Annotated in this window: 14 protein-coding genes; 11 read left to right on the forward strand and 3 right to left on the reverse strand. The window is 44.5% G+C overall.

From position 1 onward, the window contains the following. Window positions 1-504 precede the first annotated feature (504 nt). The 3 genes from AB4589_RS10525 to AB4589_RS10535 are packed head-to-tail and all read left to right on the forward strand — an operon-like array spanning window position 505 to window position 3227. Entirely contained in the window at window positions 505-726 is a 222-nt protein-coding gene (locus AB4589_RS10525; RefSeq protein ID WP_004734203.1) for a FeoA family protein, read from the forward strand. Next, window positions 727-3000 (forward strand): Fe(2+) transporter permease subunit FeoB, encoded by a 2274-nt coding sequence (gene feoB / locus AB4589_RS10530; RefSeq protein ID WP_372100351.1) that lies wholly within the window; start codon window positions 727-729, stop codon window positions 2998-3000. It abuts the gene before it with no gap. Further along, complete coding sequence (locus AB4589_RS10535; protein WP_017103228.1) at window positions 2997-3227, forward strand: FeoC-like transcriptional regulator; 231 nt, start codon at window positions 2997-2999, stop codon at window positions 3225-3227. Before feoB ends, AB4589_RS10535 begins: the two co-directional genes overlap by 4 nt. 136 nt (window positions 3228-3363) lie before the next feature. Here AB4589_RS10535 and AB4589_RS10540 read toward each other — a convergent pair whose 3' ends face one another. Both AB4589_RS10540 and argS read right to left on the reverse strand, forming a co-directional pair. After that, window positions 3364-3792 (reverse strand): HIT domain-containing protein, encoded by a 429-nt coding sequence (locus AB4589_RS10540; protein WP_065110960.1) that lies wholly within the window; start codon window positions 3790-3792, stop codon window positions 3364-3366. A gap of 106 nt (window positions 3793-3898) precedes the next feature. Beyond that, window positions 3899-5632 (reverse strand): arginine--tRNA ligase, encoded by a 1734-nt coding sequence (gene argS, locus AB4589_RS10545; protein WP_009847308.1) that lies wholly within the window; start codon window positions 5630-5632, stop codon window positions 3899-3901. A 349-nt stretch (window positions 5633-5981) separates the two neighbouring features. Here argS and AB4589_RS10550 point away from each other — a divergent pair, with 349 nt between their 5' ends. Continuing rightward, complete coding sequence (locus tag AB4589_RS10550; RefSeq protein WP_009847307.1) at window positions 5982-6578, forward strand: VOC family protein; 597 nt, start codon at window positions 5982-5984, stop codon at window positions 6576-6578. 297 nt (window positions 6579-6875) lie between these two features. On the opposite strand, the gene purU is transcribed toward AB4589_RS10550, so the two are convergent. Then, window positions 6876-7709, reverse strand: coding sequence for a formyltetrahydrofolate deformylase (gene purU / locus AB4589_RS10555; RefSeq protein ID WP_012604522.1), 834 nt, complete (start codon window positions 7707-7709; stop codon window positions 6876-6878). Window positions 7710-8009: 300 nt separating this feature from the next. Here purU and AB4589_RS10560 point away from each other — a divergent pair, with 300 nt between their 5' ends. The 7 genes from AB4589_RS10560 to fadD all read left to right on the forward strand — a co-directional run bounded on the left by AB4589_RS10560 (window position 8010) and on the right by fadD (window position 14728). Continuing rightward, window positions 8010-8210 carry a hypothetical protein gene (locus tag AB4589_RS10560; protein ID WP_009847305.1) on the forward strand — a complete coding sequence of 67 codons (201 nt, stop codon included), beginning with the start codon at window positions 8010-8012 and terminating at the stop codon, window positions 8208-8210. 150 nt (window positions 8211-8360) lie between these two features. Next, window positions 8361-10289, forward strand: coding sequence for an ATP-dependent DNA helicase (locus AB4589_RS10565; RefSeq protein WP_372100354.1), 1929 nt, complete (start codon window positions 8361-8363; stop codon window positions 10287-10289). Between the two features lie 59 nt (window positions 10290-10348). Beyond that, window positions 10349-11050: a tRNA (adenosine(37)-N6)-threonylcarbamoyltransferase complex dimerization subunit type 1 TsaB gene (tsaB, locus tag AB4589_RS10570; RefSeq protein WP_371709051.1), complete on the forward strand. Its 702-nt coding sequence runs from the start codon at window positions 10349-10351 to the stop codon at window positions 11048-11050. 72 nt (window positions 11051-11122) lie between these two features. After that, a complete protein-coding gene (locus tag AB4589_RS10575) occupies window positions 11123-11428 on the forward strand; it encodes a hypothetical protein (protein WP_009847302.1) in 306 nt (101 codons plus the stop codon). Window positions 11429-11467: 39 nt separating this feature from the next. Then, a complete protein-coding gene (locus AB4589_RS10580; protein ID WP_372100356.1) occupies window positions 11468-12028 on the forward strand; it encodes a Slp family lipoprotein in 561 nt (186 codons plus the stop codon). Window positions 12029-12075: 47 nt separating this feature from the next. Continuing rightward, a complete protein-coding gene (locus tag AB4589_RS10585) occupies window positions 12076-12927 on the forward strand; it encodes an alpha/beta fold hydrolase (RefSeq protein WP_372100358.1) in 852 nt (283 codons plus the stop codon). A 106-nt stretch (window positions 12928-13033) separates the two neighbouring features. Next, window positions 13034-14728: a long-chain-fatty-acid--CoA ligase FadD gene (fadD, locus tag AB4589_RS10590; RefSeq protein WP_009847299.1), complete on the forward strand. Its 1695-nt coding sequence runs from the start codon at window positions 13034-13036 to the stop codon at window positions 14726-14728. Window positions 14729-14852: the final 124 nt, after the last annotated feature.

Below are 14852 nucleotides of genomic sequence, written 5' to 3' on the forward strand. Positions count from 1 at the left end.
GATACGAGATACGAGATATAACGATAGTTGGGGGAGTTTAAAAAGGTTTTTGGGTTAAAACAAAAGGAAGAAAAAAAATATCGTGGTATAGCCGGGGGGACTATACCACGGGTGCCAATGACACCTTCGCTTGCTGCCGGAGTGATATGGCAAGCCACATCACCTCTGGAATAAAATTAAAGAGAAAGAGTTTCTCTTCGATGGAGTAACTATACGGGTAGCGACTTGTTTTGCTTATAAAATTAACGACAGATGACTGTGAGAAAACCGACATTATTATAAGTTGTTGATTATTATTGCCTTATTGTTTTCTGGTTGACACGTACTAGTAAGGTAGTCCCCACTAATTGTTGAAAGTGACGTTTTTGACGTAAACGTTTTTAACGAAATTTACGAGAGTGTATTTTCGAAAACATTGATTTCACACAATAGAATTGTGGGTATGTGCGTGTATTATGTCGGTAATAACAATCTTTCTCATTATCAATCTCGAACTGGGTACTTATGAAACTCTCACAACTAGAGCAAGGAAAAGCGGCTTCTATTGTTGCACTTACAGGTTTAACACCAGACGTTAGAAAAAAACTAATGGTTATGGGCATGTTGCCAAAAACCGAGGTGACACTTATCCGTCGTGCACCTATGGGTGATCCGCTTCAAGTTGAAGTGAGAGGTGTTTCTATAGCCATTCGTGAAAGCATTGCAGAACAAATCGAGGTTATCTAAATGGATTATCAAGTTCTTACTGTTGGTAACCCTAATAGTGGTAAAACAACATTATTTAACGCATTAACTGGCGCAAAACAGCACGTTGGTAACTGGGTTGGTGTGACCGTAGAAAAGAAAACCGGTTTATATTCGCACGCTGGTGATCAATTTCAGTTAACGGATTTACCAGGCATTTATGCACTAGACAGTGGCAATGATGCAAACAGTATCGATGAGTCTATTGCATCACGCGCCGTGCTTACTCACCCAGCGGACGTCATCATCAATGTTGTTGATGCTAGCTGTTTGGAAAGAAGCTTATACATGACATTACAATTGCGAGAGTTGGGTCGCCCAATGATCGTTGTATTGAACAAAATGGATGTATTAAAGCGTGAGCGTCAGGTGATTAATCTTAAGGCTCTAGAAAAAGAGCTAGGTTGCCCGGTTCTAAGCTTGTCAGCAAACGATAAAGGACAAGTGGTTCGTTTTAAAGAGCGTTTGCATAAGCTTCTGGTTCAAGGTGTGAGTCTTGATCCTATCTCTATTGATTACGATGTCGCGTTAGAAGCTCTTATTCCTTCTGTTGAGTCACAATTTGATGATGCTGACGTATCTCACCGAGCGCTAGCGATTCGTGCTTTAGAAAATGATTACTTGGTATTGAATGGTTTGGCCCCACAAACTCGCACTCAAATTGATAGTGTGCGTCTTGGTGCCGATTTCGATATTGATCTTGCTGTTGCTGACGCTAAATACACTTTCTTACATGAACTTTGTAAACGAGTTCGTCGCAGCGAAGGCAAACTGAGCCGTAATTTCACAGAGAAAGCCGATCAATTCATTTTGAATAAATGGGTCGGGATTCCTTTCTTCTTCGTCATCATGTACCTAATGTTTATGTTCTCTATCAATATCGGTAGCGCGTTTATCGACTTCTTCGATATTGGTGTTGGCGCAATATTAGTTGATGGCGGACATCACTTATTAGATGGTCACTTACCGGTTTGGCTAGTCACCGTTCTTGCTGATGGTATTGGTGGTGGTATCCAAACGGTTGCGACCTTTATTCCGGTTATTGCCGCGCTTTACTTGTTCTTAGCGGTACTAGAAAGTTCAGGCTACATGGCCCGCGCTGCATTTGTACTGGATAAAGTGATGCAGAAAATTAGCTTACCGGGCAAAGCATTTGTACCACTTGTTCTGGGTTTTGGCTGTAACGTACCTTCTATCATGGCAACGCGTACTCTTGACCAAGAGCGCGAACGTAAACTCGCCGCTTCAATGGCACCGTTTATGTCATGTGGTGCTCGTCTACCTGTATACGCACTGTTTGCTGCTGCATTCTTTCCTGGTGCTGGACAAAACGTTGTGTTCGCTCTGTACATCATGGGTATTCTGGCTTCTGTATTTACGGGCTTGTTCCTTAAAAATACTATCTATCCTGGTAGCAGCGATAGCTTGGTTATGGAAATGCCGGATTACGAATTGCCGACCGTGCAAAACGTGATGCTGAAAACTTGGCAGAAGCTGAAACGTTTCGTGCTTGGCGCAGGTAAAACCATTGTAATGGTTGTGGCAATTCTGAGTTTCTTGAATTCATTAGGTATGGACGGCAGTTTTGGTAACGAAGATAGTGAAAGTTCTGTGCTATCTAAAGCGGCTCAAGTTGTAACTCCAGTGTTCCAACCGATTGGTATTACTGAAGAGAACTGGCCTGCAACGGTTGGTATCATTACCGGTATTTTTGCGAAAGAAGCTGTGGTTGGTACGCTAAATAGCTTATACACTACACCTTCTGATGAAGAAGCGGCTGAGTTTGATCTAGCGGCAAGTTTAGAAGAAGCCGTAATGACCATTCCTGAAAACCTTGCTGGTTTGAGCTATTCCGATCCATTAGGCATTGAAGTTGGTGACTTGTCTGACTCTAGTTCTGTGGCTGCTGATCAAGAGGTTGATACTTCGATCTTTGGTAACTTGAAAGATAAGTTTGTATCAGGCCACGCTGCGTTTGCTTACTTAATCCTAATCTTGCTTTACACACCTTGTGTGGCAGCGATGGGTGCTTATGTTCGTGAATTTGGTCAGACGTTTGCCCGCTTCATCGCAGTTTGGACAATGGCACTTGGTTACTTCGGTGCGACCTTCTATTACCAAGCAGCAAACTTCTCTGTACACCCAGTAAGTAGTGCTGTGTGGATGGTGGCAATTGCTGGTGGTTTTGTGGTGACGTATCGCATCTTCAAGAAAATCGGCAGTAAGCAAAAAGCACTTGAGGTGCAAGTAGTATGATTTTAACTGAACTTCATCGATACATTGATAACGAAGGTGTCGCTGCACGTAGTGAGCTTGCATCTAAGTTTGGGGTAAGTGAAGACGGTATCGATGCGATGCTGGGAGTGTGGGTCAAGAAAGGCAAGATATCTCGCTTGGTCGACACCAATAAGCATGGTCACACAACACGTATTCGCTACACCATCAGCAAACAAGATGGTTTGTCACTGAATGTGATGATGTAGTTCAGGCCTTCATACTCTCGTTGAAAGCGACGAGATTAGACAATAAAAAAGCCGCTCACCTATTTTAGGTGAGCGGCTTTTTGTTATGTGTCTTTTCTGAACTGCCTTGTTTAAAGTTCAATGAGAACAACTCAAATTACGCTTTCTTGAAGATAGAACTCAGCGACAAAACGTTTTGGATACGAGTATGGATTGCAGCTTGTTCTTCTTCCGTACGTTGCTCACCTTTGGTATTGCCCCATACCGGGCCTGGCCATGCGATGTCGTCTTTGAAGCGCGCAATATGGTGAATGTGTAGCTGTGGCACCATGTTACCCAGCGCGCCAAGGTTTAATTTGTCTGGTTGGAATGTCGCTTCTAATGCTTGGCTTACCGCTTGAGACTCAAGCAAGAACTGCTGTTGTTCTTTCATTGGCAGATGGTGCAACTCTTTTAGGTTGGCGCGTTTTGGCACCAAGATAACCCAAGGCACTGCGCTGTCTTTGCTTAGCAGTGCCAAGCTTAGTGGAAATTCGCCGATAAGCGTGGTGTCTTTTGCTAACTGTGGGTGAAGTTCAAAGCTCATTATTATTATCCATTTCGATTTCTTGAATTCAGTATACGTTAGATAAAACAAAAGGTTGATGCTCTCACATCAACCTTTGTATTTATTCATTGTAACCCGAAGGGAATTACATACGCTCTAGAGTTTCGATGCCTAGAAGCGACAGGCCTTGCTTGATAGTCTTAGCTGTCAGTGCAGCAAGCTTCAGGCGGCTCTGTTTAACGGTTTCATCTTCAGCCACAAGGATAGGGCATGCTTCGTAGAAGCTAGAGAATTGACCAGCAAGTTCGAACAGGTAGCTACACATGATGTGTGGTTGACCTTCACGAGCAACAGACTGTACCGCTTCTTCAAATTGTAGAAGTTTCGCGATAAGGGCTTTCTCTTTCTCTTCAGTGATTTTGATTTCACCTTCTAGAGAGTCCATAGAAATGCCTGCTTTAGCAAAGATTGAAGCGACACGAGTGTATGCGTACTGCATGTACGGTGCTGTGTTGCCTTCAAATGCCAGCATGTTTTCCCAGTCGAACACGTAATCAGTGGTACGGTGCTTAGAAAGGTCTGCGTATTTAACTGCTGCCATTGCTACTGTGTTCGCAATGGTTTTCTTCTCGTCTTCTGCTAGCTCAGGGTTTTTAGATTCAATCAGCTGAGTTGCACGTACTTCTGCTTCGTCTAGAAGGTCAGCAAGACGTACTGTACCGCCTGCACGAGTTTTAAATGGCTTACCATCTTTACCTAGCATCATGCCGAATGCGTGGTGCTCAAGAGATACAGACTCAGGAACATAACCCGCTTTACGAACGATAGTCCAAGCTTGCATTAGGTGTTGGTGCTGACGAGAGTCGATGAAGTAAAGTACGCGATCTGCGCCCAGTTCTTCAAAACGATATTTAGCACATGCAATATCGGTGGTGGTGTATAGGAAGCCACCGTCACGTTTTTGCACGATAACGCCCATAGGGTCGCCATCTTTGTTTTTGTATTCGTCTAGGAATACAACTTGTGCGCCGTCAGACTCTTTTGCTAGACCTTGTGTTTGTAGGTCAGAAACGATGTTTGAAAGCATATGGTTGTACATACTTTCACCCATCACATCATCACGTGTTAGTGATACGTTCAGGCGATCGTAGTTACGTTGGTTTTGAACCATGGTTACGTCAACAAGCTTTTTCCACATTTCAGCACAGTATGCGTCGCCACCTTGCAGTTTCACTACGTAGCCACGAGCTTTCACAGCGAATTCTTCGTCTTCGTCGTAAAGCTTTTTAGATTCACGGTAGAACTGCTCAAGATCTGACAGTTCCATTGAAACTTCACCAGTTTCAGCTTGGATGCGCTCAAGGTTTGCGATAAGCATACCGAATTGAGTACCCCAGTCACCAATGTGGTTAGCACGGATAACTTTGTGACCTAAGAACTCAAGTGTACGAACAACAGCATCACCGATGATCGTTGAACGTAAGTGGCCTACGTGCATTTCTTTTGCAACGTTTGGAGCTGAGTAGTCAGCAACAATCGTTTGTGCTTCTGCGGCTGAAACACCAAGGCGAGAGTCAGCAAGCGCTGCGTCTGCTTGTTGTGCCAGGAACGTTTCATCTAGGAAGATGTTTAGGAAACCTGGACCTGCGATTTCAACTTTAGAAGCGATACCGTCTAGGTTTAGAACGTCCAATACTTTTTGAGCAAATTCTCGAGGGTTAGTGCCTAGTCGTTTAGCAACACCCATAATGCCGTTTGCTTGGTAGTCACCAAATTGTGGTTTTGCAGATTGACGGACAGCCGCAGGAGAGCCTGCAGGTGCGCCAGCGGCTTCTAGAGCCTGAGATACTTTGTCATTAATCAGTGCTTGGATATTCACACGCGTTTCCTTCAATTCAAGGATGAATAAGAGTAGCCGTTATTTCGTGGGCATTAAATTTGGCTAATTATGCTTCTAGTTAACGATTTAATGCTGAAATGAACAACAGACTCTGTTTAAGTTCACAAAAATGGCGTTAATCATACCAATTTTGTGGGCTTTCTTATAGGTCGAATTGATAGAAAATTAACATTTCCTGAGGGGTTTTTGACAATCAACTTTGACCAAGCCAAGTTTGTCTATTTAGGAAAGTAAGACACGGTACTTTTTGAGTGTTTTTTGTCAAAGCAGCGCTTGTTGCTGGAAGTAAAACTGATACCATGCTGCCATTATTTGGAGAACATAGACAATGACGATGAGCCTGAAGCAAGCAGAACTAGAACCACAACAAATGATTGCACGCCTTGATACGTTTATGACGAAAATTGAGAACCTCGGAAATGTGCTGGGTTTGGATTTAAGCTTTGCTCAAGCGGATCATATTGCATTAAGAATCAATGAAACTGAGCTTGCGAAATCAGCACATCAAGCATGGTCTGAATACGGCTCTACGATTTCAGAAGCGATGATCAATGGTCGTCCCATTGTGGTGTTGGCTTTCGATAAACCATTGCAAAGCCTTGGTTGGAAGATTGAATGTTTAGAGCTTCCATACCCAGCTGAAGGCAAGATTTACCCGAGCCAAGATTGGGAGCATGTAGAGTTTGTGATTCCTTCTCACGCACAAACGGCCGATGAGTATCTAGCAGACCTTAAAGAGACTTACCCGCAGTTCGCTGCTAAGTTTGAAAATTTGGCAGATCAAGGCATTAAGATAAAACTCTCTAGCCCGAAAGGTGAGGGGGAACGTTTGAATAATCCAACGGTTGCATTCAAGCATCAAGGGATTTGCATTAAGCTGCATCCACATTCTTTGAAGAAGATTGTTGAGTCAGAACAGGCCTAATTTGATTGGATAGTTGCTGGGAATAGATTCCTGAACTCACCAAGGCTCGTCGGAATGACGGGGTGTTTGATGGTGTTTGCCGGAGTCTACCTTTAGATGCTGACAGTCTGAGTGTTCTAGGGCGCATGTTAGAGCCTATAGTTATAAGATTCATCACCGAGTTCGTCATTCCCGTAGTCGGAAATCTCATAAAGCTAGTCAGATCATCAGATACAAAAAACGCGTAATGGAGAAATCCTATTACGCGTTTTTTATTGGGTTTTAACTGGAAGTCTTACCGGAAATCGAACCTCCGACCTACAGAATCACGGTCTTGTTGCCGTAAACAAATACATGATCGTTGATCACTTTGTTTAAAGCCTTGCTCAACACGTTCTTCTCTACGTCACGACCCGCTTGTGCCATGTCTTTTGCGCTGAAGTTGTGATCCACTGGGATAACATCTTGCTTGATGATTGGACCTTCATCGAGATCGTTTGTCACAAAGTGCGCCGTTGCACCAATGATCTTCACACCGCGCTCGTAAGCTTGCTGGTATGGCTTGGCACCAATGAATGCTGGCAAGAAGCTGTGGTGAATGTTGATGATTTTGTGGTTGTACTTCTCAACAAACCCCGGCGTCAGCACTCGCATGTATTTAGCAAGCACTAGATAGTCCGCCTCATACTGGTCAATGACTTCAAGCATCTTCTTCTCATGTTCTTCACGGTTTAATCCTTCGTGAGAAACATGGTGGTAAGGGATATCAAAACGCTCGGTTAGGCTTTGTAGTGTATCGTAGTTACCAACTACTGCCGCAATATCAACATCTAAACTGCCATCGAAGTTCTTCATCAGAATATCGCCAAGGCAGTGTGCTTCTTTAGTTACCAGAATCACAACACGCTTACGAGATGAATCAACCAGCTTACGTTTTGTGTTTTCTGGCAGGGCTTGGTCTAAATCGGCGAGTAAGGTTTCGTCATTGAAGTAGCCCTCTAGCTCGGTGCGCATAAAGAAGTGGCCACTTGTGTTATCAACGAACTCATTATTGTGAATAATATTGAGTTGGTGCTTATAACAAATGTTGGTGATCTTTGAGATGAGGCCAGGGGCGTCAGTACAATGTGTTAATAAAGTTTTTCTTTCCATTTGCATCTTACTTCCATGAATGTTGCACTTATTATATGAAATCGGGATTCTTCAAAATTTAATGCAGGCCGTCGAACGGTGAACTGAGCCGCAGTATCACCGTTATAATTAATCTATTATCAAGTTGGTTTCAACAAATTCTGCTGCTCATTTATCGCATCGATAAATTGTTTTATATAGAAATATCAGTTTTTCGATAGAAAAAAAGGCAGAAGCTTCATTTTTCAAGTTTTGACCGTAGTACGCATTTGAACTTCAACCGAGGCATTGACGCTTTGGCCAAAAATAGAGGTGATACTTATGGATAAAGAGTTACTAGCAAAAAAACTGTACTGCAAACGAGTGAATTCATTAGCGGGAAGTACAGAGTTAGATGGTAATGTTCTAGATGAAATGTGGGAAAGTAAAACCTCACCAACCGATGCAGTGAAAGCCATGCAGCCTTGCGATAATCATTTTGAAGGTGCCCCTTGGTTGTCGCGTTATCTCAGCCGAAAATAATAACGATTCTTTGATTTTTATTTCTTCAATTCTTACCTTCTAGGTAGCTTAACCCGAACCAAACACCTCCGGTGCGAAGTCATTCTTGATTCGCGCCGGCTCACTAAACCTGCCATAATTCGCCTTCTATTTTTCTAAACTTCGTACTCTATGATATCTAAAACGTTTTCTGCTGATGGTGCTTTGGGTAAAGCGATCCCTGGGTTCCAACCTCGACAAGCCCAGCTAGACATGGCTGAAGCGGTTTCACAGGCTATTGAACAACAGAGCCAATTGGTCGTTGAAGCGGGAACGGGGACAGGTAAGACGTTTGCTTATCTAGTGCCAGCACTGCTGAGTGGTAAGAAAACGATCATCAGTACGGGGTCTAAAAACCTTCAAGAACAGCTGTTTCACCGAGATTTACCATTGATGGTCGATGCGCTTGGTTTTTATGGTCAGGTTGCGTTACTCAAAGGCCGTTCAAACTATTTGTGCTTGGACAGGCTCAGTCGTCAAATGATCGAGAGCCATGGCACTCACACCGATCCAACGCTGTTAGCTCAGTTGGTGAAAGTGCGCAGCTGGTCGTCCGCGACTCAAACTGGCGATTTAGGTGACTGTGATGATATTGCTGAAGATAGCCCGGTCATTCCAACCATTACCTCGACTAACGACAACTGCTTAGGCAAAGAGTGCCCAAGCTACACCGATTGCTTTGTGCTGAAGGCGCGTAAAAAAGCGATGGATTCTGATGTTGTTGTAGTGAACCACCACTTGTTCCTCGCGGATTTAGCGATCAAAGAAACCGGGTTTGGTGAGCTGATACCTGAAGCCGATGTATTTATCTTCGATGAAGCGCACCAACTTCCCGATATCGCTAGCCAATACTTCGGACAATCGGTTTCCAGCCGACAGATCCAAGAGCTAGCCAAGGACATTGAAATCGCTTACCGAACTGAAGCCAAAGACATGCGCCAACTGCAGAAAGTAGGGGATAGGCTCGTTCAATCGTCAGCCGATCTACGTATTGTGCTTGGCGATACGGGCTTTCGCGGTAACTGGCGTGAAGCATTGAAGTCAGAGTCGATTGCGAGAGAGCTAGTTCGCTTACAAGATGCGTTGCAACTGGCCGTTGATGTATTGAAATTAGCATTGGGTCGAAGCCAGTTGTTAGACACGGCTTTTGAACGCGCCACTATGATCAAGTCGCGCATTGAACGTGTATGTGACGTGTCGATTACTGGTTATTCGTATTGGTATGACACCACGCCACGACACTTTGCTTTGCACATCACGCCACTCTCAGTCGCCGACAAATTCCATGAGCAGATTGAGCTAAAACCGGGTGCTTGGGTGTTTACCTCTGCAACTTTGGCGGTGTCGGACGATTTCGATCATTTTACTTCTCGATTAGGACTAAAGCCGTCGGCACAGTTTTCACTACCGAGCCCGTTTGATTACCCAAATCAGGCGCGTTTGTGTGTGCCTCGCTATCTACCAGAACCGAATAGCCCGGGCTTAGCGGACAAGCTAGTAAGAATGCTGACCCCTGTGATTGAGCAAAACCAAGGTCGCTGTTTCTTCTTATGTACCTCACACAGCATGATGAAAGAGTTGGGTGAACGGTTCCGCGAAACGCTCTCGGTTCCCGTTCTGCTGCAAGGTGAGACAAGTAAGCAAAAAACCTTAGCAGAATTCATGGAATTAGGTAATGCATTGCTGGTGGCCACTGGTGCTTTCTGGGAAGGTATAGATGTTAGGGGCGATGCATTAAGCTGTGTTATCATCGACAAATTGCCCTTTACAGCCCCTGATGACCCTTTGCTTAAGGCTCGAATTGAAGACTGTAAGTTGAAAGGGGGTGATCCTTTTGCACAAGTACAGTTACCAGACGCAGTGATTACCTTGAAACAAGGTGTTGGCCGATTAATACGTGATAAACGTGATAATGGCGCTTTAATTATTTGCGATAACCGCTTGGTGACCCGCGATTACGGTGGTGTGTTTTTGGCGAGTTTACCGCCTATCCCTCGTACTCGTGACTTAGGGGTCATTAAAGAATTCTTAGCTAAAGACCATTCAACCGCTGCTGAGTAATTAGCATTGTTGAGCTTAGCCATTATTTTTAGATTAGATAACGAATATTTGAGACACAAATGAGCGCGAAAATTCTTGCAGTAGATACCGCAACTGAAAACTGTTCAGTTGCACTAGTAATTGGTGACCAGGTGTTCGCACGTAGCGAAGAGGCACCTCGAGACCATACGAAAAAAATTCTACCTATGGTTGATGAAGTACTGAAAGAAGCGAATGTTGCTTTAACCGATATCGACGCGATCGCGTTTGGCCAAGGCCCGGGCAGTTTCACGGGTGTACGTATTGGCATTGGTATTGCTCAAGGCTTAGCTTTTGGTGCTGATTTGCCGATGATCGGTGTGTCTACACTGGCAGCGATGGCGCAAGGCAGCTACCGTAAATTTGGCGAAACTCATGTTGCAACAGCAATTGATGCTCGCATGAGTGAAGTTTACTGGGCTCGTTACAGCCGTGAAGATGATGGTCGTTGGACTGCGGTCGATGCGGAATGTGTGACGCCTCCAAGCGAATTGGCTGAACAGCTTGAAGCGGATTCTGAGACATGGGCAAAAGTCGGCACAGGTTGGGAAGCGTATGCAGAGCACATGGACACACTAGCGATCAACACCAAAGTGTGTGAAGTGCTATTCCCAGAAGCTCAAGACATGGCGTTCCTTGCTCAATTTGCTTATGCTGAAGGCAAAGCGGTTGCAGCTGAAGAGTCTGAGCCGGTTTACCTACGTGATAAAGTGACTTGGAAAAAACTGCCTGGTCGCGAGTAAATACGTATTATTTTGGCTCTGCAGTTTATTTTGTAGAGCCGTTATTAAAATCAGGTAATAAATTCTTTAAGCATGGTTTCAATCAACGGCTTACCTCCTTCTTCGATAGGCAATACATCTAAAACCAATCGAACCAACAAAAAGAATGAGGTAAAAAAAGGCGATGCAAAGACCTCTGTTGGTCAGCCAACAAAGGTCGCGAATGCTGTCTCGCATTCTATTCGCCAGGTCAAAGAGTCTGAGATTCACAAGGCTCAGATTCAATATGATCTTCCAGAAGGGCGCGGACGACGTGCGATGGAGGAGTATATGGATGTGATGAATCAAGCTAAAAAAGAGGAACTTGCAAAGCTAATTGGGGTCGATATTTATATCTAGCTTTGTGTTTTCATTTATCCTGCTCTAAGGAGCTGCATTATGTATTCTCTCATATCTAAATCTCGCTTATTTTTCCTTGTCGCTTTCTCTACGATGGTGATGGGGTGCTCCTCTTTACCTAAAGAACTTAATGCAAACTCAGAACAGGTGGTAACTGACTACCAAGAGTGGGTAAACACACTACCGGATGCCGATGATGTTCGTTTGGGTGGCGTGATTGCTAAAGTCACTAATCTGAAAGATAAAACGCGTGTGGAAGTGGTGAACTTACCTATCTCAAGTAGTGGTAAGCCTGATATTGATGCGGAACCAAAAGGACGTTTTGTTGGTTACATTGATGGCTATGTTGAACCATTGAGCTTTGCAGAGGGTCGTTTAGTTACTTTAGTTGGCACATCAAATAGCACTGAAGACGGTATGGTTGGTGAATACCCTTACACTTTCCCAGTCATGAATGTCTACAATCAACGTTTATGGCAGATCACTGAAAGAGTGGTCATTAATGACTTTGCGCCAACTTACTACTCTTGCAGAAGTTTACATTGTCGCAGCTTTCAAACCATGCCTAAGTCAGGTCGTGTGATTCAAGATGTGCAATAGTCGAACCTTAATTCGACATACCCAATGACAGGGACACCATACTATCAATGATTGAACAGTCATATTCCCTTGCGAGCGGGACACTTGCAACTCAACAGATTGGCAACCCACAAACGACCGCAACGACGGTCGTTTTTATTCATGGCTGGCTAGACAATTCCGCAAGTTTTACTCAGGTCATGCAGCAAGTCTCTAAGCTTTCTCCAGATACTCACTTAGTTGCGATCGATCTTTTTGGGCACGGTTTCTCGTCGCATAAGTCGGGGAGTTACTACCCATTTCACGACTATATTGATGATTTGCACCAGCTAGTGACCAAATTATCGCCAAACAGACTGTTACTGGTAGGACATTCACTTGGTGCATTGATAGCAAGTTGCTATAGTGCCGCCTTTCCTGAAAATGTGTCAGGATTAATTCAAATTGAAGGTCACGGACCTCTTTCTGAAGCTCCCCACGAAACAGTCTCTCGCTTGAGGGATGGGGTACTTAGTCGTCTTCGACAGCGAAGAAAGCCTTCACGTCCTCTGGCAAGTCTTGAGGATGCTATTAAGCTGAGAGCTCACGCCAACCAAATTAATGCTGAATTAATCGCTCCTATTGTTGAGCGAGGTATTGTCGAGTTTGAGAACTCTTGGCAATGGCGATGCGACCCTAATCTAAAATGTGACTCGTTATATCGAATGTCACAGGCGCACGCTGAAGCGATCATGGCGGCTATTGAATGCCCTCAATTAATAATCCTAGGGAATGATGGATACCGACATTTGCAGCATAATCGCTACAAATCAGCGCATAGTCCTCTGAATATAGAGACGATTCCTGGCGGACATCATTGTCATTTAGAGAGCCCAGAGCTAGTTTCAGAGCTAATTCTTGGTGTAGTTAACAAAATTTAAACAAGTGTTTGAGCCTTTTAGTGCTCATGCACTAAAGCTGTGCTGTAATACCGCAATGATAAAAAGCGGCGAAGCAGTCGTCAGCTGATAAACGAGGAGTAACATCGTGGATAAACCTTGGCTTTCACGTTATCCAAGTGACGTACCAGAAACGATCAACCCAGATCAGTACCAATCTCTCATTGAAATGTTTGAACAGTCGGTACAGAAGTTCGCCGACCAACCTGCATTCGAGAACATGGGATCGATTATGACATTCCGTAAGCTTGAAGAGCGCAGTCGTGCTTTTGCTGCTTACTTGCAGAATGATCTAAAACTGAAGAAAGGCGATCGTGTCGCGCTGATGATGCCAAACTTGCTGCAATACCCAATTGCACTGTTTGGTGTACTGCGTGCAGGTATGATTGCTGTGAACGTCAACCCACTGTACACGCCTCGCGAACTTGAACACCAACTGAATGACTCTGGTGCAAAGGCGATTGTTATCGTTTCTAACTTTGCGAGCACACTGGAGAAAGTCGTTGATAAAACTCCGGTTAAACACGTTGTACTCACTAGCCTTGGGCAAATGTTGCCACGAGCGAAAGGTACGATTGTCGACTTCGTAGTGAAATACGTGAAAGGGATGGTGCCTAAGTACGATCTACCGGGTGCCATTTCATTCAGAAAGGCACTTTACAAAGGCCGTCGTCTTCAATATGTGAAGCCGTTTATGGCGGGTGATGACATCGCATTCCTACAGTACACAGGTGGTACAACGGGTGTAGCGAAGGGCGCAATTCTAACGCACCGCAATATGATTGCGAACGTACTTCAAGCGAAAGGGGCATACAGCCCTGTGCTACAAGAAGGCCGTGAATTGGTGGTAACGGCATTGCCGCTTTACCATGTATTTGCATTGACAGTGAACTGCTTACTGTTTGTTGAGATGGGTGGTCGTAACCTTTTGATTACTAACCCTCGTGACATTCCTGGCTTTATTAAAGAATTACAAAAAGTTCCGTTTACCGCGATTACTGGCGTAAACACCTTGTTCAATGCGCTAGTGAATAACGAAGATTTCCACGAGTTGGATTTCAGTAACATGCGTCTGTCTGTTGGCGGTGGTATGGCGGTTCAGCGCGCTGTTGCTGAGCAATGGAAGAAAGCGACAGGTGTCCACCTACTTGAAGGCTATGGTTTAACTGAATGTGCTCCTTTGGTCACAGGTAACCCATACGATCTGAAAGACTACACAGGTGCAATCGGCCTACCAGTACCATCAACAGAAGTTCGTATTGTTGATGATGAAGGTAAAGTGGTTGGCAATGACCAAGTGGGTGAATTGCAGGTCCGTGGTCCTCAAGTGATGCAAGGCTACTGGCAGCGTCCAGAAGCGACCAAAGAAGTGATCGATCAAGACGGTTGGTTATCGACAGGTGACATCGTTAAGTTTGATGACGAAGGCTTGCTGTACATCGTAGACCGTAAGAAAGACATGATTCTAGTGTCGGGCTTCAACGTTTACCCGAACGAGATTGAAGATGTAGTGGCTCTACACGGCAAAGTGTTAGAAGTTGCGGCTATCGGCCAACCTCATGAAGTGTCAGGTGAACTGGTTAAGATTTACGTTGTGAAACGTGACCCGAGCCTAACCAAAGAAGACATTATCGCGCACTGTCGTGAACACCTAACAGGTTACAAGATCCCTAAATTGATTGAGTTCCGTGAAGAACTACCAAAAACCAATGTAGGTAAAATCTTGCGCCGAGTGCTTCGTGAAGAAAACGACGCAGAGCTTGCCAAACGCGCAAGCGAGTAGTGCTCGGGTTTGCGAGAAATTAGCCCTCGAAACCATTCAGGCGCTTAATCTAAGCGAGCGCTGAAAAATGGTGTTAGAATGCCGACAGTTAATGTCGGCATTTTTGTATCCGGCGATCAAAGTA

The sequence above is a fragment of the Vibrio sp. 10N.222.49.A3 genome, assembly GCF_041475145.1.
GTDB classification, from domain to species: Bacteria; Pseudomonadota; Gammaproteobacteria; order Enterobacterales; family Vibrionaceae; genus Vibrio; species Vibrio tasmaniensis_A.